General features: G+C 61.8%; 32 protein-coding genes. 19 read left to right on the forward strand and 13 right to left on the reverse strand.

Translation table 11 applies throughout. The features are described from left to right. The 6 genes from rdgC to DTS01S_RS19180 all read right to left on the reverse strand — a co-directional run. A partial coding sequence (gene rdgC / locus DTS01S_RS29795) for a recombination-associated protein RdgC (RefSeq protein WP_169804697.1) occupies positions 1-144 on the reverse strand: 144 nt, incomplete at its 3' end. Between the two features lie 6 nt (positions 145-150). Next, complete coding sequence (locus DTS01S_RS19160) at positions 151-612, reverse strand: hypothetical protein (protein WP_061288474.1); 462 nt, start codon at positions 610-612, stop codon at positions 151-153. A gap of 20 nt (positions 613-632) precedes the next feature. After that, complete coding sequence (locus DTS01S_RS19165) at positions 633-920, reverse strand: hypothetical protein (RefSeq protein ID WP_061288476.1); 288 nt, start codon at positions 918-920, stop codon at positions 633-635. Positions 921-925: 5 nt separating this feature from the next. Further along, a complete protein-coding gene (locus DTS01S_RS19170; RefSeq protein ID WP_061288478.1) occupies positions 926-1,222 on the reverse strand; it encodes a hypothetical protein in 297 nt (98 codons plus the stop codon). 106 nt (positions 1,223-1,328) lie between these two features. Beyond that, positions 1,329-1,640 (reverse strand): hypothetical protein, encoded by a 312-nt coding sequence (locus DTS01S_RS19175; protein ID WP_061288480.1) that lies wholly within the window; start codon positions 1,638-1,640, stop codon positions 1,329-1,331. Further along, positions 1,628-1,876: a hypothetical protein gene (locus DTS01S_RS19180; RefSeq protein WP_139223799.1), complete on the reverse strand. Its 249-nt coding sequence runs from the start codon at positions 1,874-1,876 to the stop codon at positions 1,628-1,630. Before DTS01S_RS19180 ends, DTS01S_RS19175 begins: the two co-directional genes overlap by 13 nt. Before the next feature lie 797 nt (positions 1,877-2,673). On the opposite strand from DTS01S_RS19180, the gene DTS01S_RS30925 reads away from it, so the two are divergent. After that, positions 2,674-2,811, forward strand: a complete 138-nt coding sequence (locus DTS01S_RS30925) for a hypothetical protein (protein ID WP_169804698.1) — start codon at positions 2,674-2,676, stop codon at positions 2,809-2,811. A gap of 758 nt (positions 2,812-3,569) precedes the next feature. Here the strand turns inward: DTS01S_RS30925 and DTS01S_RS19185 are convergent. The 5 genes from DTS01S_RS19185 to DTS01S_RS31290 form a co-directional block, all read right to left on the reverse strand. Further along, positions 3,570-3,845, reverse strand: a complete 276-nt coding sequence (locus DTS01S_RS19185) for an Arc family DNA-binding protein (RefSeq protein ID WP_074931655.1) — start codon at positions 3,843-3,845, stop codon at positions 3,570-3,572. Next, a complete protein-coding gene (locus DTS01S_RS19190; protein ID WP_061288483.1) occupies positions 3,845-4,204 on the reverse strand; it encodes a hypothetical protein in 360 nt (119 codons plus the stop codon). The genes DTS01S_RS19185 and DTS01S_RS19190 overlap by 1 nt, the downstream gene beginning before the upstream one ends. A gap of 614 nt (positions 4,205-4,818) precedes the next feature. Then, positions 4,819-5,118 (reverse strand): hypothetical protein, encoded by a 300-nt coding sequence (locus DTS01S_RS19195; RefSeq protein ID WP_061288520.1) that lies wholly within the window; start codon positions 5,116-5,118, stop codon positions 4,819-4,821. A 509-nt stretch (positions 5,119-5,627) separates the two neighbouring features. Continuing rightward, positions 5,628-5,963 (reverse strand): hypothetical protein, encoded by a 336-nt coding sequence (locus DTS01S_RS30585; protein WP_139223798.1) that lies wholly within the window; start codon positions 5,961-5,963, stop codon positions 5,628-5,630. Positions 5,964-5,990: 27 nt separating this feature from the next. Beyond that, positions 5,991-6,821, reverse strand: coding sequence for a LexA family transcriptional regulator (locus DTS01S_RS31290; protein WP_254787901.1), 831 nt, complete (start codon positions 6,819-6,821; stop codon positions 5,991-5,993). On the opposite strand from DTS01S_RS31290, the gene DTS01S_RS19200 reads away from it, so the two are divergent. Further along, on the forward strand, positions 6,810-7,061 hold the full coding sequence (locus tag DTS01S_RS19200; RefSeq protein WP_046241409.1) for a transcriptional regulator: 252 nt from the start codon (positions 6,810-6,812) through the stop codon (positions 7,059-7,061). The genes DTS01S_RS31290 and DTS01S_RS19200 overlap by 12 nt on opposite strands. A 1-nt stretch (position 7,062) precedes the next feature. Here the strand turns inward: DTS01S_RS19200 and DTS01S_RS19205 are convergent, their stop codons facing one another. Continuing rightward, the gene (locus tag DTS01S_RS19205) at positions 7,063-7,575 is read right to left on the reverse strand and encodes a hypothetical protein (RefSeq protein WP_061288485.1); all 513 of its coding nucleotides are present in this window, start codon (positions 7,573-7,575) and stop codon (positions 7,063-7,065) included. 96 nt (positions 7,576-7,671) lie between these two features. Between DTS01S_RS19205 and DTS01S_RS19210 the strand changes: the two genes are divergently transcribed. The 11 genes from DTS01S_RS19210 to DTS01S_RS19260 are packed head-to-tail and all read left to right on the forward strand — an operon-like array spanning position 7,672 to position 13,355. Next, a complete protein-coding gene (locus DTS01S_RS19210; protein ID WP_061288487.1) occupies positions 7,672-8,097 on the forward strand; it encodes a hypothetical protein in 426 nt (141 codons plus the stop codon). Further along, a complete protein-coding gene (locus DTS01S_RS19215) occupies positions 8,094-8,819 on the forward strand; it encodes a phage antirepressor KilAC domain-containing protein (RefSeq protein WP_061288489.1) in 726 nt (241 codons plus the stop codon). Before DTS01S_RS19210 ends, DTS01S_RS19215 begins: the two co-directional genes overlap by 4 nt. Continuing rightward, positions 8,816-9,772 carry a helix-turn-helix domain-containing protein gene (locus DTS01S_RS19220; protein WP_061288490.1) on the forward strand — a complete coding sequence of 319 codons (957 nt, stop codon included), beginning with the start codon at positions 8,816-8,818 and terminating at the stop codon, positions 9,770-9,772. Before DTS01S_RS19215 ends, DTS01S_RS19220 begins: the two co-directional genes overlap by 4 nt. Then, entirely contained in the window at positions 9,765-10,547 is a 783-nt protein-coding gene (locus tag DTS01S_RS19225) for a hypothetical protein (RefSeq protein ID WP_061288492.1), read from the forward strand. The genes DTS01S_RS19220 and DTS01S_RS19225 overlap by 8 nt, the downstream gene beginning before the upstream one ends. Then, entirely contained in the window at positions 10,544-11,050 is a 507-nt protein-coding gene (locus tag DTS01S_RS19230; RefSeq protein ID WP_061288494.1) for a hypothetical protein, read from the forward strand. Before DTS01S_RS19225 ends, DTS01S_RS19230 begins: the two co-directional genes overlap by 4 nt. A 43-nt stretch (positions 11,051-11,093) precedes the next feature. After that, a complete protein-coding gene (locus DTS01S_RS30930; RefSeq protein ID WP_169804699.1) occupies positions 11,094-11,258 on the forward strand; it encodes a hypothetical protein in 165 nt (54 codons plus the stop codon). Further along, positions 11,255-11,722, forward strand: coding sequence for a hypothetical protein (locus DTS01S_RS19240; RefSeq protein WP_306307627.1), 468 nt, complete (start codon positions 11,255-11,257; stop codon positions 11,720-11,722). The genes DTS01S_RS30930 and DTS01S_RS19240 overlap by 4 nt, the downstream gene beginning before the upstream one ends. Then, positions 11,719-12,039, forward strand: coding sequence for a DUF4406 domain-containing protein (locus tag DTS01S_RS19245; RefSeq protein WP_026063029.1), 321 nt, complete (start codon positions 11,719-11,721; stop codon positions 12,037-12,039). Before DTS01S_RS19240 ends, DTS01S_RS19245 begins: the two co-directional genes overlap by 4 nt. Further along, a complete protein-coding gene (locus tag DTS01S_RS19250) occupies positions 12,032-12,289 on the forward strand; it encodes a hypothetical protein (protein WP_017407899.1) in 258 nt (85 codons plus the stop codon). Before DTS01S_RS19245 ends, DTS01S_RS19250 begins: the two co-directional genes overlap by 8 nt. After that, on the forward strand, positions 12,286-12,810 hold the full coding sequence (locus DTS01S_RS19255) for a hypothetical protein (protein ID WP_017407898.1): 525 nt from the start codon (positions 12,286-12,288) through the stop codon (positions 12,808-12,810). Before DTS01S_RS19250 ends, DTS01S_RS19255 begins: the two co-directional genes overlap by 4 nt. Next, positions 12,807-13,355 carry a hypothetical protein gene (locus DTS01S_RS19260; RefSeq protein ID WP_043790309.1) on the forward strand — a complete coding sequence of 183 codons (549 nt, stop codon included), beginning with the start codon at positions 12,807-12,809 and terminating at the stop codon, positions 13,353-13,355. Before DTS01S_RS19255 ends, DTS01S_RS19260 begins: the two co-directional genes overlap by 4 nt. A 104-nt stretch (positions 13,356-13,459) precedes the next feature. Here DTS01S_RS19260 and DTS01S_RS29810 read toward each other — a convergent pair whose 3' ends face one another. Further along, a complete protein-coding gene (locus DTS01S_RS29810; protein WP_082254725.1) occupies positions 13,460-16,702 on the reverse strand; it encodes a fibronectin type III domain-containing protein in 3,243 nt (1,080 codons plus the stop codon). A gap of 400 nt (positions 16,703-17,102) precedes the next feature. Here DTS01S_RS29810 and DTS01S_RS19265 point away from each other — a divergent pair, with 400 nt between their 5' ends. From DTS01S_RS19265 to DTS01S_RS19290, 6 genes are all read left to right on the forward strand, one after another. Then, positions 17,103-17,771, forward strand: coding sequence for a hypothetical protein (locus DTS01S_RS19265; protein WP_017405904.1), 669 nt, complete (start codon positions 17,103-17,105; stop codon positions 17,769-17,771). Then, positions 17,764-19,032, forward strand: coding sequence for a PBSX family phage terminase large subunit (locus DTS01S_RS19270; RefSeq protein WP_017405903.1), 1,269 nt, complete (start codon positions 17,764-17,766; stop codon positions 19,030-19,032). Before DTS01S_RS19265 ends, DTS01S_RS19270 begins: the two co-directional genes overlap by 8 nt. Positions 19,033-19,042: 10 nt before the next feature. After that, positions 19,043-21,343 carry a portal protein gene (locus tag DTS01S_RS19275; RefSeq protein ID WP_061288498.1) on the forward strand — a complete coding sequence of 767 codons (2,301 nt, stop codon included), beginning with the start codon at positions 19,043-19,045 and terminating at the stop codon, positions 21,341-21,343. Positions 21,344-21,576: 233 nt separating this feature from the next. After that, positions 21,577-22,644, forward strand: a complete 1,068-nt coding sequence (locus tag DTS01S_RS19280; RefSeq protein ID WP_061288499.1) for a hypothetical protein — start codon at positions 21,577-21,579, stop codon at positions 22,642-22,644. Positions 22,645-22,656: 12 nt separating this feature from the next. Beyond that, on the forward strand, positions 22,657-23,949 hold the full coding sequence (locus tag DTS01S_RS19285) for a phage capsid family protein (RefSeq protein WP_306307628.1): 1,293 nt from the start codon (positions 22,657-22,659) through the stop codon (positions 23,947-23,949). A gap of 59 nt (positions 23,950-24,008) precedes the next feature. Then, on the forward strand, positions 24,009-24,488 hold the full coding sequence (locus DTS01S_RS19290) for a hypothetical protein (protein WP_061288501.1): 480 nt from the start codon (positions 24,009-24,011) through the stop codon (positions 24,486-24,488). The last annotated feature ends 54 nt before the right edge of the window (positions 24,489-24,542 follow it).

A 24,542-nucleotide genomic window follows, 5' to 3' on the forward strand; every position in this document is an offset into this window, starting at 1 on the left:
ACCGCGCGGCGGCACCCAGCCGGCGCTACGCTCCTGTGTGGCGCCGCACTCGGCAAACGGTGACTTTGCCAGGGCGGCCTCGACAGCCTGGAGGTCAGGTGCCCAGGATTCGGAAATTCGGTAAATGATTAGGTTCGTGAGCATGATGTATCAGGCAAGGGATTTCGGATGCTTGGGCAGGCAGCCCAGGCGGTTGGCTTCTGCATCGGTCCAGGCCGCATGACCCAGCAGCAGGGTGTGGGCCTGGGTGGCCAGGGCCAAGTTGGGCTGCACGCGCTTTGCCTGAGACACGAGCAGATCCAGCAGCTTGGTATAGGCGCGGGTCTTGAGAATCCCCCAGCCGCCGAACTCGGGCGGCATGCGCTTCACCATCTGTTCGGCCTGGACGCCAATGCCCTTCACGGCTTCCCTGTGAACGAGCTTGGCCTCGTTGCGCAACTGGGCCGCCTCGGCCGAAAGTGCTTTTGCGCGTGCGCGCAGGTTGTAGGCTTCGACAGCGCGTTTCTCGCCCTTTGCTTCGAGGCGCAGCGCGGCGGCCTCGGTGGCCTTGGCCTTGGCCTTGGCACGCATGATCATTTCTTGCGCGTAGAGATCTGCCGGTGTTTGCGACATGGGGTTCTCCAAACGGTGGGTTACAGGGCGCCGCCTTCGGTGTCGTCGGCGGGCAGGTGCTGGATGGCGGGCGCAGGGATCGCTCGCGCGCGCGGTGCAGGCCCGGCCAGGAATTCGTCGCGCTTCACATAGAGCTGGTCGATCAGGGCGTCGGCCAGGCGGGGCAGGTCGCGGGCGTTCATCAGCACCGCGCTGCGGTCCTTCTCAAAGGGCACGCCTAGGGCTGCAAGGTTTGCCGCGTTGAGCTGCAGCACTGGGGCGATGGCCGCGCAGATCTGCGAGAGGTTGAGCTTCTCGGGATTCGACATGGCGATCAGTGAGCCTCTGCCTTGACCTGGGACTCGCGCATCGCCTGGTAGCCGGCGAGCATCGGTTCAAGCTGCTGACGCAGATCCACGCCGGGCTCTAGGTTCGCGCCGACGCTGGCCAGGGCGCAACCCATGGCGTACAGGCCGCCATACAGGGCAAACGTGTTGCCGTTGCGCTGGCCATAGGCACTCAGGATTTCGATGATGGGCTCGGCCACATGCGTCATGGCATGGGCGTGGTGGTTGGACGTGATCTCGTGGGTGACGCGCACGCCTTCGATGGGGTCTGTGGATTGGCTCATGAGCTGGTGCTCCAGGTTCAGAAAAGGGGTGCTCCGGAGATGGCGACCGCAGCAGCAAAACCGGCGGCCGAGAAGGCCGACCAGAGGAAAAAGCCGAGGAGTTTGTTCATGGCAGCTCGCGCAGGCATTCCATGGATTGCGGGCCGTTCCAGACCACGGCATGGCCGGGCGGGCAGGCCTGTGCTGCGCTGTGCGCGCGCTGCACGTCCGCTGCGCTGGCCGCGGGTTCCTGGGCCGCGCCGGCATCCGCGCAGGCGCTGAGCACGATGGCCACCAGCAGGACAAGGCACAGCAGCAGCCAACTGCCGGGCGTGGGCGCTGGGTCCGGCTCGGAAACAGGGCCAGGGCGCGAGGCCTCGCGGAGAAAGCGCGCATCGGGGTCAGGATTGACGGGCTCGGATGGGATCACTCGTTGCATTTGGGCTCTCCAGAAACAGCAATCCCGCCAGAGGGCGGGATCGGGGTGGTGGCTGTTTGCCGCTGCAAGCGCTGGGCCTCCTGCTCGGCGATGAGGCGCTCTTCTTCGCGCCAGTCCGCATAGGTCTGCGGCTCATATGCGACGCGGCCGCGTTCGCCTCGCAGGCGGTTGAATCTGAATCTCACGATGAATTCCCAAAAAAATAGCCCGCCCTGCATTGCTGCAAGGCGGGCCAATGCCGCACTAGGCGGGCCCCACAAAAACACAAGCCGTCAGTGTTGCTGAGAGCTTGCCAATGCCCGCACGGTGCAAGCGCGAGGAAGAAAAAGTCCGGTGCCCTTTCAGGGCGTGCCTATGAATTCCAGGAGAACCATGAGTCAGCCATAGGCCCGGTAGTCAACCGAGGTTCAACTTGTAACCGGGAACATTGGTCCGGCCAACACAGCGACGTAGAGAGAGATGAGGGTCACCACAGACCAGAAAAATGTTAGGAAAATATGCCGCATCACAATCCTCCTCAAGTCATTGAAAAAGCGTGCGAATCGCCCGAGAAAAAGCCTTCGAAAAACGTCGGAAGGGACTGCGAGATCTCCTGCTTCGCAGCTGTATGAGCTGGTAGCTGCCCCTTACCGGGAAAGCCTCCAATAGGCTCCTGTGATAGCGAGCATCCGGGTCTGGATTGAAAGACTCACTGGGCACAACTTGACTCATGCTTACCTCCATCAGCAGGGTTTTGCAGGGCTTGGGACAGACGCTATTTCAGCTTGTTGTGAGGCCTCTGCTTGCGAGCAAAGACAGGTTGGTTATGTAGGTCCGACAAGCCCTGGCTGTATGAATTTCTTGGACAAGGTGTCCGCGTGGGACGCGGGCGGAAAGTGGGAGCGGAGCTTCCTTGTGCCTGTGGCGGCCCCGTAAGGGGCCACATGCATGCGTGATGCAAGCGCATCCAGGCCAGAGTCGCCAACAATGGTTTACATGCCCCAAGAAGCAGCGCTCTTAGACTGTTGCACGCAACTCTATGAAAGGCTCCCGCATGAAAATCGCTTTCGCCATGGCCGTTGCGGCCTTTGTTCTCGGCGGCTGTGCTGTGTATGACGATGGCTACCGTGGCGGGTACAAGAGCCATCCTCACGGTTGCCCGCCTGGCCAAGCCAAGAAGGGCAACTGCTGAACTCCAGAACCCGCCTCGGCGGGTTTTGTTTTTTGGGGTCCGCGCGAGGGTCCCGGTCCCCAGACGAAAAGGCCCGCGAGCGGTGAAGCTGCGGGCCTTGGAAGAAAAATGCCGATGCCGTGTTGGCGTGCCCGGGGAAAGGATTTGAGAGGGAGGGAGGAGAAGTCTCCCGGGCTCGGCGGAATCTGGTGGAAGGCAGTATGAGGGCTGATTCTTAAGAAATGCTTTACGGCTTGTAAAGAAAGTGCAGGGCTTCCACCTGCTGCGGCTTGCGAGGCCTCTGCGACCCCGTGGCCAGGGTAAGGATGATGGCATGCCGTGTAAGCCCCGGCTTCCCACTATCGACGGTGGCTAGACTTTCACTGCTTGCAGGCGGGCAAATGCCTGTCACGATTTGCCATCACAGATAGGGGCCGGATGCGATCCCGGCACAGAAGCGAGCGCTGTTTTTCATGGCAGCCGCATGGCCCTTGCGGGTACGGCCTAGGAAGCCTGTCGCTCCGGTTGCTCCCATTCCCCGCGCGTCGCCCGCGCATTCCCTATCTGTGATGGTCCCCGCTGCTTTCCCGGGGTGGTCAGATAGATCCCAGTGCACGCCGACTACGTACCTCCCGTGCACCAGGCACGGCCACGACGCTACCCGTGGTCATCTCTCGTCACCATCATGGAAACGGATTCAGCCTGCGGGCGCGCTCTACTGCCCACTGAATCCATTCGGAGCGCTTCCATGATGGCCCCGGCGCTGTGCCGGGACATGTTCAATCGGCTGCCGCCGCAGCGGACAGCCGTGATTGCTCAGCCTGCGCCCGTGCCATGTCGCGCAGCTCTCGCAGGTAGCCGGCCATCTCGGCCAGCACCGGCTGCGCCTCGGGCTGCTCTGCCGCGAAGTCCTCACCCAGGGTCTGGGCCAGGCGGTGGACTATCTCGGCGTTGAGGCTGCGGCCGGCGGCCTTGGCCTGCGCCTTCAGATCGAGGTGCATAGGCGTTGGCAGCCGGGCGATGAACTTGGTGTTGTCTTCGTCCCGCATCCCCATCACAGCGCTAGGCGCCGCTCCATGTCCTGCAGGGCCGCGCAGTCCTTGCGCAACTCGGTGGCCAGGTCATTGAGTCGGCGAACCAGAGGCGTGGGGGATACAGGTTCGGCTTCGTGCGCACTGCCCTCGGCAGAGACACCGGCCGCCGACAGCACAGGCTCCAACCGGCCGAATATGCGCCTGATGGTGTTCTGCAAGTCCTCCATGCCTGCATCGATGTTGCTGAGCGCGGCTTCGACTTGGCTCTGCGGGGCCGGGGCGATCTGGATGCCCTCACGGAGGGCTCCCAGGCCTGCAGTAGCGAGGGCGGATTGGGCGGCCTGTGCGTGGCGCAGGCCTGTGTTTGCGGAAACGGTCACGGTGATCTCCTGTGGTGGTGGCGGAAACAAAAGAGGCCTCCCGCATTGAGAAGCCTCTTTTGTTTCGCCCCGATGCGCTCGGGGAGGGCGTGCTGCATCTGGTAGCAGCTGCGCGGCATCAATATGCCGCACCGTTTATTTGCTCCGTGGTGCCATCTCACTGCGTTCATCACCGGAATGCCAGGGCGGTGTTCCATCGTCGGCTCCTGATGCGCTGGCGCGCACCCTTCACTGCCTCCCGCCTACTCTCTACAGGGCATGCCGCCCGCAGTTCCTTCCCTATGCCGTGAACCGTGCTTTGACGGACTGGCAACCGCGCGGAGACGCGGCGCGCTGACCTGGCCCATGCCCAGGAGCGCCATTTCGCCGGACGAATGCCCCTCGGGTGGGGCAAGCAACATCGGCGTGCAACTTGTCAAAGACCGGGGCTTGCCCGGTCGATGCCGTGGTGCCCAACTTCCCAGCCGGTCCGCGATGTGCGGTGGCTGAGGTGTTAGACGAAGATTAGCGCATCGCTACTATTCAGGTCAATAGCGCATCGCTAACTTTTTTGAGATACTAGTGGCATTGAGTGCTCGCTTGCAAGCAGAAGGGCCAAAGCGCAGGCGTATAGGTCAGGCAAAGTGGACTTCGAAAAAAGCCTCTTCGACAGCAATGCCCTCGAGCCCTGCTTGATGAGCGGCTTCTGCGGCTTTCAGCCAGGAGATCGCTGTTTTTTCGTCGGCCTTGCTTATCACGCCGCCCTCGGCCGCATCGTTGAAGAGCTTGTAGGCCCGGGTCATGGCGTCATGGTCGGGAAAGCTTCGTTCAAGCACCTTGGCGAAGCGGGCTTCGGCCTTGGCTTTGATGTCGTGCTCGATGCCATCGCAGTCTTGAAGGGTGACGCGGAACGTGCTGAGGGCAGTAGTGGTCATGTGCATCCTTTGTGCTGGTTAAAAACACAGTTAAAGTATGCACCAATACTGTTGTTTTGTACAGTTGTTGGTTTGGCGCGTCAGCATGTCGCGTGACGGCCATGAAAAAGCCCGCTCAAGGCGGGCAGAGGAGTCGGTATGTCGGAGAAAGCGAACAGTGTGGTTGCAACAGAGGCTCAGTACAGGATTGCTGAGCTGGCCGCGCGTGCTGCAGGAGATCAGCTTAGGTCACTGGTAGATCGCGGCCTCGAGATGACGCCTGCGGGGGCTGCCCGAGTCATCGTAGATGCGTGGCGCGACGCTCTTGCAGCGGCTGTGCTCGCACTAGTAGGCGGCGATAGCACCAATGCCGCGGAGTGGCCGGCCAAGCTATCCGATGCGCCGAATCGTGCGAAGCTCGTTGCTCGCGCAAGGATGCTGCTGGCTATATCAAAGGAGTTGGATCTACCTCTTGCTGGATCAAGCGACGCAGAACTGCAAGAGGAAATTGAGAGTCTGCGAGCTGAGGTTCAATCGTATTCCTTGAATTGACTTTTGAGTCTCAGCTGAAGCGATTCAGATACAGCGTTAAGCATCTCTTTGCGTTTCTTTTTGGCATCAATTTCCTCTGAAACTTTTCTTTGCTCCAGTGAATGGTATTCATTTTCAAATTCTTGAATATCGCGCTTAGAGACTGAAAGCGGGTCCTTACTTTTAAGGACAACAACGCCATCAATAAAATGCACCGTTAGCCCTTCTCGCAGAGATATTTTTTTGATTATCTCAGTATTTGGATAGTTCGAGAGTTCTACGGCCACCTCGTTAGGGCCCTTGGTGTAGTCATCATTGATGCCAATTACTTGCATATCAACCTCCGGATAAAGAGCTTTTAATTACAATCGACGGCCATTCCAAGCCCAAACGACGCGACCTACCACCGTTACCTGGTGATCCCCGTTCAAAATCTGGACCATTTTTGAACTCGGATTGTCGCTTGTTACCTGCAACTTTCCATCAAAAGTTGAACTAACCCGTTTGACATAATTCTTATCCCCTGCTTGGAGTACATAAACCCCCTCGCGTGAATGCGGGTCTTTGGCGCCTGGCCCAGTATCAACAAGGAGTACGTCTCCATCTGTGAACGTGGGAGCCATGCTGTCGCCATAAGCATGAATGAACCGAAGCTCGCTCGGGTTCTGGGGGCGGATGTGCTGATTTATCCAATGTGGTGACAAGGCCAAGTCTCCAACGATCACGTCGGACTCTAGCAGCGCCTCACCGGGCCCCATGCTGGCACAGTTGGCCAGCAGAGGGACTCGAACTGCATCGGGCGCATGCCAGAACGGTATGGATGGGTGGGACGCAGCAGCCATCTCTATCAGTGCAGCATCCTGCGAAATCGGTTGGTCCATCCATCCAGAAGGTCTTCCTACGCGCGCCTCGACTTCGCGTGCAGCCTCCTTGCTCATCGAGCGGGGCTTCCCTGTTTTCGAATCTGGCAACGCGCGAATCCACTGGCTGATCTGGGCAGGGGCCTTGCCTATTTTTTCAGCGAGCGCGGCCTGCGACCCTGCTTCATCGACAAGGATGGCAAGGCGGCGGCGGCGTGTCACTTCGATAGGGTCCATCGGGCGATGGTTTAGCAAAACGCTATTTTTGGCAAAGCGCGAGGCGCTATTGACGATATGTAGCGTGTCGCTAATAATTTGCTCATGAACCTCCATGAGTACATCTCCAAAAAGGGGCGTGGGTCGATCGGCGAGCTTGCTGATCGGATCGGTGCGCACCGGCCCGATGTGTCCCGTTGGGCCTCAGGGAAGCGCGTTGTGCCAGAGAAATCGGCGGTAGCTATCGAGTTGGCTACGCAAGGGGCGGTTTCGCGGCGAGACCTGCGCCCCAACGACTGGCAGGACATCTGGCCCGAGCTAGCGCAGCCTGCCGCCCAGGAGCAGGGCCATGCGTAGTTCAGCGAATGCCGAACGCCTGAAGCGTCTGCGGTGGAAGCGCCCCGCCCAAGTAAAGCGTGTGTCCTTTGTCGTTCGGACACGTCAGGCGATTCGGGATGCTCGGCGCCGCCTCGCGGTACTGCATTGGGACTTCGCGCTTCTCTGCGTGACAAGCGGGGCAGAAGTAAGCGGTCTCCTTGGGTTCACGGGCCGTCGTGCCTTTGCGCACATAGGCCCAACGCCCAGGAGCTGGTTGCACAAGGTCGTACGAGGCGCGGCGTTCCATCTCGGCTTCCGCGGCTTGTTTCTGGCGCTCCAGCTCCAGCTTTTCCGTACGAAGTTGCTGCGTCTCAAGTTCCAGCGCATGCAGAGCCTTCGCGGTGGAGACGCCGGTGTTTAGGGCATCCATCAGTTCTTTTTGCAGCGTAGACAAGGCTGCATCAATTTTTGCTTGGTCCCGTGCTGCTACGGCCACCTTCAGGACCTCGTATGTGGCAGTGGCTGAGGCAACCGCCATTTCATATGCCGTCATGTCCGCCCCTCCTGGGAATGGTTGTGTAGGAACTTCCATTCTGCCCGGGAGGCGGCGGGCACCTTTTCCCAGAATCAACCCCAGGAGTAGTCCCGCATGCGTGACACCCACGAAAAGCTTAGCCGGGCTGAAGCGGCTGCCGTGAAGGCGATCCAGCAGTGGCTGGCCGGGCTGGATGTCGAGCAGGCTGCGCGCGTGCTGGCCCGGGTCCAGGACCAGTTGGACGAAGAGGCTGATGCGCCCATGTTCGCGCGCGGCATTGCTGGACCCCTGGGCAAGCTGGACATCCCGCTGCGCACGAAGGTGGACGAAGCCACGGCCGACCTGTTCCTGCGCCACTGCGGCCAGCAGGCCACGGACACGTCCATGGTGCTGCGCGATTGCGTGTACGCCCTGGTCTACGGCAAGACCTATCGGCAGATGGTGGTTGAAAAAGTGAACCATGACGCGCAGCGTACCGAGGCGCTGGCCAAGCTCATAGGGCCTTTTGGGAGCCCCGAATTCGGAGGGTCTGCCCGATGAACGCGATCACAGCAATTTCCGCCACCGTGCTGACCATGAGCAGCCGCGAAATCGCCGACCTGACGGGCCGTGACCATGGCAACGTGATGCGCGACATCCGCACGATGCTGGACGATCTGCAGGCTTCAAATTTGAATCCTGTTTGCGAAACAACGACTTACGCGGGAGCCAACGGCCAGCGCTACCCGCAGTACGAACTGGACCGCGACACCTGTCTGACCCTGCTGCTGGGCTACGACGCCGCAGCACGCATGAAGGTGGTGAAGCGCTGGCAGGAGCTGGAGGCGCAGGCCGCCCCCGCGCTGCCGGACTTCTCCAACCCCGTGGCCGCCGCGCGCGCCTGGGCCGATGCCAAGGAATCCGAGCTGCGCACGGCTGAGGCCCTGGCCCTGGCCGCGCCCAAGGCGGAGTTCGTGGATCGCTTTGTGGCGGCCGAGACCGGCGCCATGGGCTTCCGCCAGGTCTGCAAGCTGCTGCGCGCGAACGAGGAGCGCTTCCGCGCCTTCCTGCTGGACAACAAGGTGATGTACCACCTGGGCGGCCGGCTGACTCCGCTGGCCCAGCACATGGACGCAGGCCGCTTCGTGGTGAAGGCTGGCCATGCCCAGCACAGCGACCACGCTTTCACCCAGGCCAAGTTCACAAGCAAGGGCGTGACGTGGATTGCCGGCCTGTGGGGCCAGCACCAAGCCCGCCTGGCGCAGGGGGGCGTGCAGCAATGAGCACGATGATCATGGCGGCCTGCTGGCCGCTGGCAATGTCCCCCGCGCAGAAGGCGGTGCTGATTTCCCTGGCTGACCAGGCCAACGATGACGGCGTGTGCTGGCCCGGCGTTGCAACGATTGCGAAGCGCACCTGCCTGTCCGAGCGCGCCGTACAGGATGCCATCGCGTGGCTGCAGACGGTGGGCGTAGTGTTCCGGGAATACCGCATCAACTCGAGCACCAGCTACACCATCACGCCGGCCAACTTCAACCCGGCGGCCGCTCCCGCGAAGCGCAAGCGCGGCACGGGTGCAGATGCCGCACCGGGTGCAAATGGCGCACCCCAAGCAAATGGCGCACCGGGTGCAGACGGCGCACCACCCCCCGCAGTTGGCGCACCAGGGGGTGCAGATGGCGCACCTCAACCCCCGCAAATGGCGCACCCCAGGGGTGCAGATGGCGCACCCAAATCATCATTGAACCGTAATAGGAACCGTAAAGGAACCGCCAAAGAATCATTTCCGCCGGCTGCGCCGCCGGCCCGCAAAGGGGAGGGCGGCCTGTCCGATGCCGAGGACACCGCACTGCAGGAGTCCTGCCGCGCCACCTGGGCGGCCTACAGCCAGGCCTACGTGCAGCGCTACGGCGTGAAGCCCGTCCGCAATGCCCAGGTGAACGCCAACGTGAAGGCGCTGGTGAAGCGGCTGGGCTACGAGGAGGCGCCGCTGGTGGCGGCCTGGTACGTGGAATGCGTCAGCGAGGCCTATGTGCTGAAGGACTCGCATGGTGTCGGCGCGCTGCTGGCCAAGGCCGAGAGCTACCGCACGCAGTGGGCACGCGGCCAGGCCATGACCGGCACGGCGGCCCAGGCGGCCGACAAGACCAGCGCCAACTTCGACGCCATCGAGGAGGCCAAGCGGCTGCTGCGCCAGCGCGGCGGTCGGGGCAACGGGGAGGGCGGCAATGCGTGACGACCTGGACACCGACTGGCTGCTGGAGGAGCTGGGCGCCACGATGGAGCTGAGCGGCCAGCAGGTCCGGCCTGCTGCGCTCCTGCTGCTGGCGGAAGACCTGGCCCACATCGACAAGCCTGTGCTGCGCCTGGCCCTGGCCCGCATCCGCGCCGAGCATCGGGGCCCGATCCTGACCGGCACCGTGCTGCAGTACGTGGACCACGCCATGGGCCGCATGCTGCCCGCCGAAGCCTATGGACTGGCGCTGACCAGTGCTGACCAGCAGGCCACCGTGGTGTGGACCGATGAGATCGCCCAGGCCTGGGCCGTGGCCGCGCCGCTGCTGGATGCCGGCGACAAGTTCGGCGCACGGCAGGCCTTCATCGAGGCCTATGGCCGGATCACTGGCGAGGCCCGTGCGCTGCGCCGCCGTCCTGTGGTGCAGGTCAGCCTGGGCCACGACCCCGAAGCCCGGGCACGCGCCGTGCAGGAAGCCATCACGGCAGGCCGGTTGCCGGGCGGTCTGGAGGGCCTGACCGACGACCTGCGCGAGCAGCTGCAGCTGCCGGCCCCGCGCGCCGCCCTGGCGTTGCCAGCTCCGGACTCGGTGCCCACCGGTCCGAAGCGTGAGGTGCTGTCCAAGCTGGCCACCCTGCGCGAAGCCTTTGCGCTCAAGGCCTCGCGCTTCACGCCCGTACAGGTCCAGGCCCGCGCAGACCGGATGCGCGTGGGGCAGGCCAAGCGCCGCACAGCCGCCGCCGTGGCGCAGCACCAGCAGGGGAGCCAGCCATGAGCGCCATACACGCCTCAGTCGCCCGCGACTACCTGACGCAGCCCTACACCTACACGCTCGCGCAGGAACTGTCGGCCAGCGAACGGCAGCCGCTGCACCAGCGCAAGCGCGAGCCTCTGGCTGCTGCAGTCCTGGCCGCCGTGCATGCCGTGGGCTATGCCGCTCCCACCGTCCAGCACTGGCGCGACCTGGCCGACGCAGCGAACCTGTCCGAGACCCTGCTGGGTATGGGCGTCTTCACCGAGCCCGAGGCCCAGAGCCTGTTTGCTGATGCCGTGGCGGCCGTCGTGGATCTGGGTCGCAAGCACGGCCACGGCCAGGAGATGCGCCTGAACGCCGTGCAGCTGGGCCACCTGGTCGAGTTCGGCGAGGCCTACGGCCAGGTGCTGGAGGTGATCCCGGCCCGCATCTTCATCCGCGCGCACCGCGCCACCGAACGCCGCCTGCGCGAGCTGCTGGTCAACAGCCACGGCAGCGATTCCCATGAATTCATCGTCGTCTGAACACCAATGGCAGCAACAACCAATCAATCTCAGCGGGGCAGCCGTGGCGCACCTCGTCAAGCTGGCCCAGCAACCCGGGTGGTGGGAGTACGTCAAGGCCAGGGCCAGGGAGCTGGACAGGGACGAGTCCCGGCTGTTCGTGGGCATCGAGCAGCAGGTGGTGCAGCAGCTGCAGGCGCTCGCCTGGCGCCCGCCGCCCCGCGCGTGACGGTGCCGGCTGGCCACCAGGGCCCGATCACGGTGCTGGGCATGGACCCCGGCAAGCACACGGGCCTGGCCTGGATCGTGGATGGCCAGCTGCAGGGGCTGGAGGAAATCGAGCCCGCAGAAATTGCCCTGGTGCTGCAGGAGCGCCGGCCCACGCTGGTCATCTTCGAAGACAGCCGCGCCGCGCGCCGCACCTGGACAGCCAAGGGCAGCGACGGTGCCCGCAAGAAGATCGCCCGCAACGTCGGCGAGATCGACGCCTGGTGCAAGCTCATCGTTGGCCTGTGCACGGCGCTGGGCATCCCATGCCACGGCATGCCGCCGAGCGCGAAGGCCGGCGGCGCCCACGGCGCCAAGATCGACGCCGCGACCTTCAGCCGCCTGACCGGCTGGGCCGGCCGCAGCAATCAGCACCAGCGTGACGCCGCAATGATCGCGTGGTCCTTCCGGAGGGCACGGCCATGAAGCGCATCTACATCGCCGGCCCGATGACAGGCCTGCCCGACTTCAACTACCCGGCCTTCAACCGCGCCGCCGCCACGCTGCGCGCCCAGGGCCACCACGTCGAGAACCCTGCCGAGAACCCCGCGCCAGCGTGCGGTAGCTGGGCCGGCTACATGCGATTGGCGCTGCCGCAGCTGTGCACCTGCGATGCGGTCTACATGCTCCCCGGCTGGCGCGGCTCCAAGGGCGCGCGCGTGGAGCACGGCCTGGCCCTGGATCTGGGCATGGAGGTGCAGGACTTCGACGCCGGCGGAGGGGAGGGCGGTGCCCATGATTGATTTCCGCCCCGATCTGCCCCGGCGCGGCATGCGTGGCCAGGAACGACCGAAGCCCAAGTACCCGCCGCTGTGGCGCGACGCCACCATGGAAGAGCACATCCACGGCCCGGACGCGCATGGCCGCTACCGCCTCTCCACCTGGGCCTACAACCGCTGCTGCATGCTGCAGCAGTACGGTCCGATCCGCGTGTGCGTGATGGGCGATCACGGCTTCCTGGTGCAGGTGGATGTGGAGGGCGACATCCGATGATCCAGAACCGGACCACCTGGCCCAGCCGCGGCTTCGGCCGCCGGCCCGCCGCCGCACCAGCGCAAGACCGAGAGGAGCGCCTGGCGCAGCGCGCGGCCCGCGCCATGGACAGTGCTCGCGCCACCGCCGGCATGGCGTGCACCAGCATCGTTGTGATGGGCGGGGCCAGCACGGGCTTGGCTGTGCCCAAGGCCGAGATCCTGGAATGCGAAGCCTACCGCCGCGCCGTCGCCGCGCTGCCTTGCATCTGGTGCGGCATCGCCGGCTACAGCCAGCACGCCCACCTGAACCTGGGCAAGGGCTTCGCGCTCAAGACCGACGACCGCACCGGCTTCCCGCTGTGCTGCACACGCCCCGACATCGAGGGCTGCCATGTCGCTTACGACCAATACCGCCTTGTTGACGGCGGCCGCGAAGCCCACCGGGACTACGGCCTCGAATGGGGCCGCATCACCCGCCACACCGTCCTCGAATCCGGCCAATGGCCGCAACGCCTGCCCCTCTGGAGTGAAACCGCATGAACCAAGTCATCACCAGCACAATCCACAAGACAGCCGGCGGCAATCCTGACCCGGGCGCGGTCGAGGCCGTGCCCACGCTGACGCAGGTCTATGAGGCGATCCGCCAGCTGCATGAGGCGGGTGAGGAGCCCACGCGTGACCGCATCCACAAGATGACGGGCCTGAACCTCACCACGGTGGACGACCGGATCAAGGTGCTGCGCGGCGAGGGGATGATTTCGGCGGTGAAGCAGTGCTATCGCCCTGTGCACCAGCATGGCCCAGCGCGCGCTGTGACGGTCACGCACCTGACCGACGGGCGATCCATCCTGGAAATCGGAGAGCATGTAGTCCACTTCAGCAGGACCGAAGGCGGGATGGTGGGCCAAGCCTATGCTGGCATCGCGCTCGAGCACACGGCGCTGGCGCGCGTCACTGAACTGCAGGACCAACTGCTGGAGGAGGTGGCAAAACGGCGCGCACTTGAACGCGAGGTGAAAGCGCTGAAGGGGCAGCGTAAGGTGGATCCTAGGCAAGCGGATTTGCTCATGGATCGGGCTACGTGAGAATAGGCACCCTTTCATATTTTGGTAACGCGGCTGCCAAATCTCAGACGCGACAGTGAAGGGAGCGCCGGCTGAGATCAGCCAGCGCCGCGTTCTTGAGCTCGTTAAAGAGCGGTAGATCTGCGTTGGTAGCGAAGTGCACCAAAAACGGATAGAACCAGGCTCAGCAACGCAATGAGCCACGGAGCGGTTGCGGGAACTGGCGTAGCGGTGCTGGGTCCTGCCATTCTGACGACTACCCCCGGGTCCACAATTTCGCCATTCTCGATACCGTCAGCGTCGCCGGCTCCGCCATCGGTCAATGTCAGTGTCACTCGATTGCCGTTAATTTGAGCGCCAGCATACTTGGCCCAGTGCCCTGCTCCATTCTTCTTCCAATACTCAAGAGGCTGAGATGAAGAGGGGAGGCTAGCAATGTAGTCGATCTGCATCTGCACAGCTCCTCGGACGTTGCAGCCCGTCAGCTTGAAGGCAAACTGGGGTCCAGCTGCCTGCACTTCTGTGGGCAAGCCAGTGACCGCTCCCGCAGGGCTCGCCTGAGAACTCTCGAATGTGCAGCCAGGACCGCCTCCAGTGAGTTGTGCCTGCAATGCAGAGTCAACATGGCTGCGCCGCAGCGGAGTTATGGAGTTGCTGGGCTGTGACGCGAGGCTATTTTTACCTTCGGCATTCGTTGCTACAACGGTGAAGGTATATGCTGTTCCACCCGTCAGTCCATTAATGGTGCAAGTCAGTGCGGACGATGTGCTGCAGGTTTTGGAGGCGTCGCCGACAGCCGTGACGACATAGTTGGTGATCGGTGCTCCTCCAGTGTTCAAAGGTGCAGTCCATCGCACTAGGCCCTGGTTTTCTGATGCCGTGGCAATTACGCTTGTGGGTGCATCAGGTACCGCGCCGGTAATCTGGAGGCTCTGGGTTTGCTCCGCCGCAGTTAACCAATTTGCATCGCCGCTCTGCTGTGCAACTAGGGTGCAAGTTCCAGCGGCAACAACGCCTACTGTTGTGCCAGATACCGTGCAAACTGACGGGGTGCGGCTGCTGTAACTGACCACCAGTCCAGACGTCGTGGTTGCTGTCGGGCTGATGATGAAAGTGCCGTCTTTTACATATGGTTGATTTGCTTGCGTGTTAAAAGTTATGTTGTTCAGTCCTTTGACTACATTTAGGCTATATGAGACAGGCTGCGCCGGGAGCCATTGAGAGTCTCCGGGTTGTGTTGCAGTAACAGTGCAAACACCGGTCCCTGCTGCGTTGAATGTCAAGCGGTTGCTTTGTAAAGCGCATCCTGGCGAGGAACTAAATTGGACGTCCAGTCCAGATGTTGCCGTTGCAGTCAAGGTATGTGGGATTCCCACCTGCTGTTGTCCTGGCGACGAAAAGTTAATCGTCTGTGCAGTACGGGTTTCCTGCGGTGTGACGGTAACAACTCCTTTTGTATAGGCGGAGGAATTGCCAATTGAATTAACTGCCGCTATGGTAATGGAATATGTTACACCATTGGTGAGTCCCGAGATTGTGCAGGCCTGATCATTCCCTGTTGGGCTGCACGATCCTACTGCCGCACCGCCTTCCCACGCCGTTGCTGTGTATTGCACTGGGGAATTGCCGGGGTCACTTGGAACGATTGACCACTGAACTGAAGCACCTTGATTGACCGGCGTTGCAATAATGTTGTTGGCTGCCGCAGGAATATCTAGATCAAAGGATACATAGTTTAGAGGGATGATCGCATAGTTGCCGTTATGGTTTCCTGCAGCAGGAGCCAAAGAAAGACTCGCAGTCGCACCAGGAGCTATTGAAAATCGATAATAGCTGCTTGTGCCAAGAGGTTTTAGAAGAACGGTTTCAGTGCCTCCCACCGAAAGAGCGATATCGCGCAGAGGGGAGGCGCCAAGTGCTGTATAAATGGAACGATAGTTCCAACTGGATGCGGTGTAGTTGCCGGTGAGTCCAAGAGTGGCAATTTTTGGACTATCGTCTATGTATGTAGATATCAAATAATCTCGTAGCCAGATATTTGCATCGGACCCGATAATGTTTTGGAGATTATTAATTCCTGTTGTGTTGCTGCTTACCAGGGATTTAATGAAGCTGGTTTCGGTTGCAAGTGATGACCCAGAATATCGATCTGCTGCATACCTTAAAAAAGCCCACTGCGCACCTGAATTGGCAAGGGTTTTTACGCTATTGTCTATTACTCCATATCTAGAAGGAGCCTGGAGCCAAGGGCGCCAATTTCCATACAGTATGTTTTGATATGTATTAAAAGCTGCTACTCTGCGTGACGCATTGGGTCCAGTGGTGAGGTTGGTTACGACAATGTTGTTAAACGGAGTGAGGCCTACGGAGTTGGCGTAGAAGGCTTGCTCAATTGCCATGCCGCCAATAGCTTCATCCATCCACGGTTCTTCAAAAGGACTATTTGAAGATATTCTGTTGCTATCTAGAATTAAATGGGCAAGCTCTCTTGTGAAAGAGGCAGGCAAACCAGACATTGTTGCGCTTACAGTCCTTACATTAGAATTGATTGCTCCCGTGGGATCGGGCGTAAGTGCATAGATTATTTCGCCAATATTTCCGGATGAACACTCAGTTCTGCTCAACTTGTCTCTGGGCATGTACATGGAATAAGAACTGATGGGGCTGGCTGGAGCATCTAAGCGATTCATGCCCTGGGTAAAGAAAATTACCACTTTTCCATTTCCATCTGTATCGGATGGCGCACCGAATTTATCAACTATAGTTGGATAAATCACGCTGTCCATGTTTACAAGCATATTCTGCCAGTTCGTGGCGTTTATGTCTAAAGAGTAGGCTGGGTTTTCTTTGTCTGTAACGACAATAATATTATTCCCTACCCAAGTTACTTCACCTTCAACGCTATATCCCGGGTTACATTGATTGGATAGGTCGTTATTCAGTCTCCAAATGTCGCCCACTGTAGGCGTGGCGCCAAATGGAATGGAAGTTTGGGGGCTCAGTGCCGAGCTGGGGTCGATCGTGCCTCTCCGCGCAAGAAAATCGGACTTCATGAACTGCCGGCGAACAATTCTCGGATCATCCAAGGCGGTGCTTGTACTGGTGGTGTTACTCGGGGAAGCGGCGGTATTACCCTCAATCCCTATTTGTAGAGAAATTGTTGCCCCTGGGGAAGTGTTCATAGGAACAACTAGGTATTCTGAGTCTGCAGATCCTGAGTTTTTAATACTGATCTGCTGTAGTGCACCTTCATTATTAAGAAGGCCATGGTGGGCCGCCAAAACAATGGATGGGAATATCTGAAGTGAAAAAAACAGCGCAAATTTGCTGAATTTACTCGAATGTTTATATTTGCCTATGATTTTCATGTCGTATAAAGAAGTAAAACTCTAATTTGACGTATTCTTTGATTAATTGATAATGCAGTCTCAATTAATTTTTGACTCAACGGTTAACATGCTTACGATTGTTTGAAAGTGTATCTCTCGTTGCTTGGGGCTGCAGCAGTTTTTTTTGTTCTACAGCGCCAAGTTCTTTGAAAAGTAGCACTGTGTGGGGCGCAAGCTGCAACATGTGCAGTCGAGCGGTTTACGGAGGCCTGACCCTTTTATCTTCTTGTTGAACGAGGACCCTGGCTAGGGTTCGACGCAGCAGGACCCTGCCGGAACACTTATGGCTATGGCCCAAAGTCCTGCCGGCAAGTCCGAGCCTCAAAAGAAACCTGTTCCAAAGAAGCCTGAAGCCGCCAACTCGGCTGCAGGCGCAGCCTTGCCTGCCAGCCGCACGGCGGCCAGAGTCCCCGCCGACTGGGAGCGCATAGAGCTGGACTACCGGGCCGGCATCAAGACCCTCCGCCAGATCGCCGACGAGAACGGTATCACTCATGGTGCCATCAACAAGCGTGCCAAGCGGAATGGTTGGGAGCGCGACCTGGGCGTGAAGATCCAGGCAAAGGCCGATGCCCTGGTATCCAGAGAGGCGGTATCCAGCCAGGTATCCACGGATACCAAGCTCCGCGAACGTGCCGTCATCGATGCCAACGCTCAGGCTGTGGCCGACATCCGCCTGGCCCACCGCCGCGACATCCATCGGGCACGACGCGTCACCAACTCTCTAATGGATGAACTGGAGCGGATGGTCGGTGCCGAGAATGTTGCGCTGCTGGAGGAGCTGGGCGAGCTGATGCGCCAGCCCGACGACAACGGCCAGGACAAGCTCAATGACCTGTACATGAAGGTCATCAGCCTGCCTGAGCGTGGCAAGTCCATGAAGACCCTGGCCGAGTCCCTGCGCATCCTGGTGGACATGGAGCGGCAGGCATTCGGCATGGACCCGAAGACAGGGCCTGGGCAAGGGCCCAATGGCGATGGCGCTCCTCCTCGTGTCACCGTGGAGTTCGTGAAGCCGCCTGTGCGGCAGGAGGACGGCGATGATTGATGCCCCGCATGCGCTCCTGCAGTTGCCCGAGAAGCTCCGTGACATCTGGCTGCCTCGCCGCTACAAGGTGATGCACGGCGGCCGGGGCGGCGCCAAGTCTTGGTCCGTGGCTTCGGTGCTGCTGGTTATGGCGGCGGACAGGCCTCTGCGTGTGCTGTGCGCGCGCGAAGTCCAGAAGTCGATGCGCGATTCGGTGCACCGCCTGTTGAAGGATGCCATTGTTCGAATGGGACTGGAGTCCTTCTTCGAAGTGCTCGATACCGAGATTCGCGGCGCCAACGGCTCGCTGTTCCTGTTCACCGGCCTGCAGAGCCACACCGTGGACTCGATCAAGTCCTTTGAGGGCGTGGATCTGGTGTGGGTGGAAGAAGCCCACGGTGTGAGCAAGAAGTCCTGGGATGTGCTGATTCCGACCATTCGCAAGGAAGGCTCCGAGATCTGGATGACCCTGAATCCGGACATGGACACGGACGAGACCTATGTCCGTTTCATCGACAAGCCCAGCCCGGACACCTGGGTCTGCGAGATCAACTGGCGCGACAACCCATGGTTTCCGGCTGTACTGGACCAGGAGCGCCGCAAGTACAGAGCCACCAATCCCGAAGACTACCCCCATATCTGGGAAGGGAAGCCGCGCCGCGTGTCGGCGGGGTCCATCTACCGTCACGAGATCGAGGCCCTGTACGAGCAAAAGCGGATCTGCCCCGTGCCGTACGACCCGACTTTGCCGGTGCACACGATCTGGGACCTGGGCTGGAATGACGCCATGACCATTGGCTTTGTGCAGCGCGGGCCGCAGGACCTGCGTGTCATCGACTACATCGAGGACAGCCATCGGACCCTGGACTGGTATGTGGCCCAGATCGAGAAGCGCCCGTTCCGTTGGGGCACTGACTTTCTGCCGCACGACGGCCGCACCAAGAACTTCCAGACCGGCAAGAGCACTCAGCAGCAGCTCACGGCCATGGGAAGGCGCAGCGTTGTGGTGCTGAGCGCGATGAACGTGGAAGAGGGCATCAAGGGCGCGCGAATGATCTTCCCCCGCTGCTATTTCGACGAGACCAAGACCGCGCGGCTGATCGAGTGCCTGCGGCGGTATCGGCGGGACATCCACCAGAAGACGGACGAGCCCATGGGCCCCATGCATGACGAGTTCAGCCACGGCGCGGACATGTTCCGCTACATCGGCCAGGCAGTGGATCTGATGACGAATGCCGCCATCGGCGAATACCAAGAGGCGCCAGCCCCGGTCTATTACTGAGGACGACACCATGAGCACCGCCCAGAACTACGCAGAAATTGACCCCGTGGACACGCCCGACGGCGATGTGCCCCTGACCCTTGCCGAATATCGGTCCATTCACGAAGAGATAGATGCCCAGCCCCGGGCCTGGCGCCGCACGGCCGACCGTGAGATGGACTATGCCGACGGCAACCAGCTGGAGACGGAGCTGATTCGGCACATGAAGTCCCAGGGCATCCCGGTCGTGCGCGAGAACCTGATCGCGGGCAGCCTGGAAGGCATCCGGGGCTACGAGAAATCCACGCGCACGGACTGGCGCGTGACCCCGAATGGCCAGCCTGGAGGCCAGGACGTCGCGGACGCGATCAACTTCAAGCTGAACGAGGCCGAGCGCAATGCCAAGGCGGACGATGCTTGCAGCGACGCCTTCTATCCGCAGATCGGCGTGGGCATCGGATGGGTCGAGGTCAGCCGCTCCGATGACCCCTTTAGCTACCCCTACCAGTGCTTGGCCATCCACCGCAATGAGATCCATTGGGACTGGTCTTCCATCAAACCCGACCTCAGCGATGCGCGTTGGCTGCGGCGCCAGCGCTGGATGCATCCTTCTCGCATCGCGCGCGTCTTCCCGGAGCACAAGGAGCTGGTGCGCCAGTTCGGGCGCGCGGGCGTCAACTGGTGGAACGGGTACGACACCATGGACGCGGGCGCGAGCACGGGCCTGTCGCGGGCCTGGGACGTGGCTCGGGAATGGACCACCATGGAGGACCGTTGGCACAATCCCGTCAGCAAAGAGGTTTGCCTGACCGAGCTTTGGTATCGCCGCTGGTCTGACGTGGTGGTTCTCAAGAGTCCGGACGGCCGCGTGGTCGAGTACGACGAGAACAACCCTGCCCATGTCTACGCCTTGGTCAACAAGGCCGCCAAGTCCATGCGCGCCACGGTGGCCAAGATCCGCCGCAGCTACTGGCTGGGCCCGCATGTCCTGTTCGACGGGCCCACGCCCTATGCCCACCGCCACTTCCCGTACGTGCCTTTCTGGGGATTCAGGGAAGACAGTACCAATGTGCCCTATGGCTACATCCGCAACCTGCTGGACATGCAGGACACGTTGAACAACGGGAACTCTCGGCTTCGCTGGGGTATGGGCGCTTTCCGGACCGAGCGCACCAAGGGCGCCGTGGACATGACCGATGACCAATTCCGGCGCACCATCGGCCGCCCGGATGCCGACATCGTGCTCAACGCTGCGCACATGCAGCAGAACGGTGCGCGGTTCAAGGTCGAGCGCGACTTTCAGGCCACTGCACAGCAGTTGGAACAGTTGGAAAATGCCCGGCGCGCGATTGAACGCGTGAACCCCGCTGCAGCTGGTGCGTTCTCTGGGAGGCGCGGCACGGCCACCAGTGGGGTCCAGGAGCAGACCCAGGTGGAGCAGGCCAACCAGTCGCTGGCGTACATGATCGGCAACTTCAAGACCAGCCGCACCATGGTGGGCGAGCTGCTGATGAGCATGATCGTTCAGGACCTGGGCCAGGATGAGCAGACCATCATCATTGAGGGCGACGCCATCACTGCCAATCGGGCGGTGACTATCAACAAGCCCGAAGAAGATCCGGCAACGGGCATCCCCTATCTGTCCAACGACCTCCAGCGCACGCGCCTTCTGGTGGGCCTGGAGGACGTTCCCAGCAGCAGCACATTCCGAGCGCAGCAGCTGAGCACAATGAGCGAGGTGGTCAAGTCCATGCCGCCCCAGTTCCAAGCCGTCACCATGCCGATGATGGCCAGCCTGATGGATGTGCCGTTCAAGCGGCAGCTGGTGGATGCGTTGAAGGCTGCTGCCGCTCAGGAATCTCCAGAGCAGGTTGAGCAGCGCATTCAGCAGGAGGTGCAGGCTGCGCTGGTCAAGGCTGGGCATGATCTCAAGGCGCGCGAGCTGGAGATGAAGGAACGCCTGACCGATGCCCAGATCAAGAAGGTGATGGCCGATGCCGTCCAGGTGGGCGTGCAGGCCGCCTTCTCGGCGATGCAGGGCGGGGCCCAGGTCGCCACGAACCCGGCCATCGCGCCCATTGCCGATGTCATCATGCAGGGCGCAGGCTATCGAAAGCCCAGTCCTGGTGGCGACGATCCCGACTTCCCGGTGCCTAGTGCGGCGGCCGGCGGCCCAGCGCCGCAGTCGGGTGGCCCGGGCGCAGCTGGCGACATCGGCCAGGTGCACGAGAACACCAGTCCCACATTCCCGCCCATCCCGCAGGAACCGTCGCGCGGCATGCAGGGCATCGAGACGCCCTCCGATGCCGACAACTTGCCCGCCGGCGCGTAACGCCCTGCCGCCATTCTCATGCCGCCTTCGGGCGGCTTTTTCATTCCCGCCCCGTCTAGGGTTGGTCTTTCGTACCCGTCTTTTTGACACTGCTTTCAAGCCGTGGCGCATGTCGCTGTGGCGATGACTGCGGCGCACCAGCGCTGCAGATTCAAGAGCAGATGGCGCGGCGCCCAGGCGCTGCACCGGATTGCTGGCCCTTTGCGGCCACGGCGATATGTGGCGGGACAGGCATGACGACATCACACGAGAGTTTCTACAGCAGCATTGACGGCGCACTGACGCCGGAGCAGGCCGCACAGGCATTGGCCCTGGCGGAATCGGGCGATACCGGCGACAAGCCGGAACCTGGTGGCGAGCCCGCGACCACCGCTGCACCGGATGTCAAAGGCGCTGTCGACGCTGGCACCACAAGCGAACAGCAGGCTGCACCTGCTGCGGGCGGCACCGAGGGTGCAAAAGCCGTTCCTGAAGCCGAACAGACCGCGGACAACACCGTGGTCCTGGCGCGGGACGGCAAACACACCATTCCCTTTGACGAGGTGCTGAAGATCCGCAAGCAGCGTGATGAGGCTCAGGCTACCGCAGACAACGCCCAGCAGCAGCTGGCCGCTCTGCAGGCCGAAGCCCAGGCGCGGGCAGACGCTGGACAGGCCCCGACCAAGACCGACACCATGGCCGCCGAAGCGCAAGCGGCCATCGAGGCGGGCGCGGACGCGGACCTTTTCGGCGACTTCTCCGAAGCCGGCTTGCGGGATGGGCTGCTCAAGCTCCACCAGCAGTCCCGTGAACAGCTCCGTAACGAGCTGCGCGCGGAACTGCAGGAGGAACTGAAGAAGGAATTGCAACCGCTGCGTGAGCAGCAGTCCAAGTCCTCCTCCGATGCCCATTTGGACGCCATCTATACGGCGCACCCCAACGCGGACTCCATCGTCGAGAGCGCTGAGTTCAAGGCGTGGGTGGACTCGCAGCCCAGCGTGGTCCGCAATGCCTATTGGGGCCTGTTCGACCCGAAGACCGGCGGTACGTCCGCCGAAATCGTGGAGGTGTTCGACGCCTATAAGGCCGCGACCGAGAAACCCTCGTCTCAACCCGTTGCGGACCCCAAAGCCGCGGCAAAGGCTGCCACTGAAGCCGTGCGGGCCGGCCCTCCCTCGAGTCTCTCCAGCATTCCTGGCGGGCGCGTGGATGGTCTGTCGCCGGATGAGCGGATGGCCGAACTGAGTGGCGTGGATCTGCATTACGCAATGGAGGGCAAGACGCCCGAGCAGATCACCGCCTGGCTTAACAAACAGATGTAAAGGAGGTCCATCGTGTCCACCACCAAGACCATCACCCCCTATGGTCACCCAGGGACCATGATTCAGCAGGCCGTGGGCGTGTTCCACACCTGCATGCAGCGACGCACAACGCTGAACCGCCTGACTGGCAAGATGCCGACTGAGGCGGATGCCGTGGCCGGCACCAAGCGCCAGACCAAGCCCACGATGCCCATCGTGCGTGCCGAGGATCTGGGTAAAGGCAAGGGCGACGAGGTCGAGTTCCAGCTTGACCAGCCCATCGGCAGCTACCCCATCATGGGCAGCGAGTTTGCCGAGGGCAAGGGCGTGGGCACGAGCTACGAGAACGCGCGGTTCCGTGTGAACCAGGCGCGCTTTCCAGTCGACATGGGCGATCAGATGTCGCGCATCCGCACGCCATACGACCTGCGCAAGTTCGGCCGCCCCAAGGCCCAGCGCCTGATGGATGACTACATCGAGCATTCGACGTTGGTCCACCTGGCCGGCGCGCGCGGCTTCAACGACCACCTGATCGAATGGCGCGTGCCGCTGGCATCGCACCCCAAGTTCTCCGAGATCATGGTGAACCGGGTGAAGGCGCCAACGCGCAATCGCCACCTGGTGGCCGGCGCCGGCGCAGTGGGCGAAGTCAAGGCCAATGCCGGCGAGCTGGTGATCGCCAGCGCGGACACGCTGAGCATGGATGTGGTGGACGCCGTGCGTTCGTGGATGGACCAGATCCCGCTGCCGCCCCCGCCCGTCGAGTTCGATGAGGACCTGGCCGCTACGGACAGCCCCATCCGCGTGCTGCTGGCATCTCCGGCCCAGTACAGCGGCTTCGCCACGGACCCGAACTTCCGCGCGTTCCAGGGCAACGCCATGGCACGCGCGCGGCTGGCCAAGGACCATCCGCTGTTCCTGGGTGAAGCAGGTCTGTGGAACGGCATCCTGATCATCAAGATGCCCAAGGCCATCCGCTTCTACGCCGGCGACGAGCTGCGCTACTGCGCAAGCTACACCAGTGAGCAGGAATCGTCGGTGGTGGTGCCTGCATCGTTCACCGACAAGTTCGCGGTGGACCGAGCCATCTTGCTGGGTGGCCAGGCGCTGGGCCAGGCCTTCGGCCGCTCGGACCACAGCGGCGTGCCCTTCTTCTGGTCGGAGAAGGAAATGGACCACGGCGACAAGCTGGAACTGCTGATCGGCGCTGTCCTGGGCATGTCCAAGATCCGCTTCGCGGTCAACCACGGTGATGAAAAACAGTTCACCGATCACGGTGTGACGGTGCTCGATACCGCCGTGCCCATCATCAAGCCTCGCGGCTGATGCCCCGGGGCTGGCTGCGGCCAGCCCCTCGTCACTTCCCCAACCTCAAGGAGGCCATCATGGCAACCATCAAGAAGGCCGGCCTGGGCATGCTGCAGTTCGGCGGCTTCACTCCCTACGGCAATCTCACCACCTTGCGCGCCACGCTGCAGACCAATGCTGCCGGCGCCGCCATCGGCGCGGATTCCAGTGCTGCCATCGCTGCTGGCGATGTGGTCGTGCTGGAGAAGCTGCCCGCCGGCATGCTGCTCGAAGATGCCCAGGTCATCGTGTCCACGGCCATGACGGCGGCCGTCACGGGCTCGCTGGGCTTCACGTACATCGACGGCGTGGATCACGCCACCGTGCCCCAGGACCCCGAGTACTTCGGCGCTGGCCTGGTGCTGAACGCTGCCGCGCGCCTGCGCACCACCAGTTCCAAGGCGCCCGTGAAACTCCCCAAGGAAGCCTATCTGGTGCTCACGACCGCCGGCGCGGCCAACGCCAAGGTCTCGCGCCTGGATGTGATCGTCCACGGCGAGCGTCTGGGCAACCAGTAAGCACCCGTGATCTGAAGGGGCAGGGCTGCGGCCCTGCTGCTTTCCATCGAGCAC

Origin of the sequence: Delftia tsuruhatensis NBRC 16741, assembly GCF_001571325.1 — a bacterium.
Classification (GTDB): Bacteria; Pseudomonadota; Gammaproteobacteria; order Burkholderiales; family Burkholderiaceae_C; genus Comamonas; species Comamonas tsuruhatensis.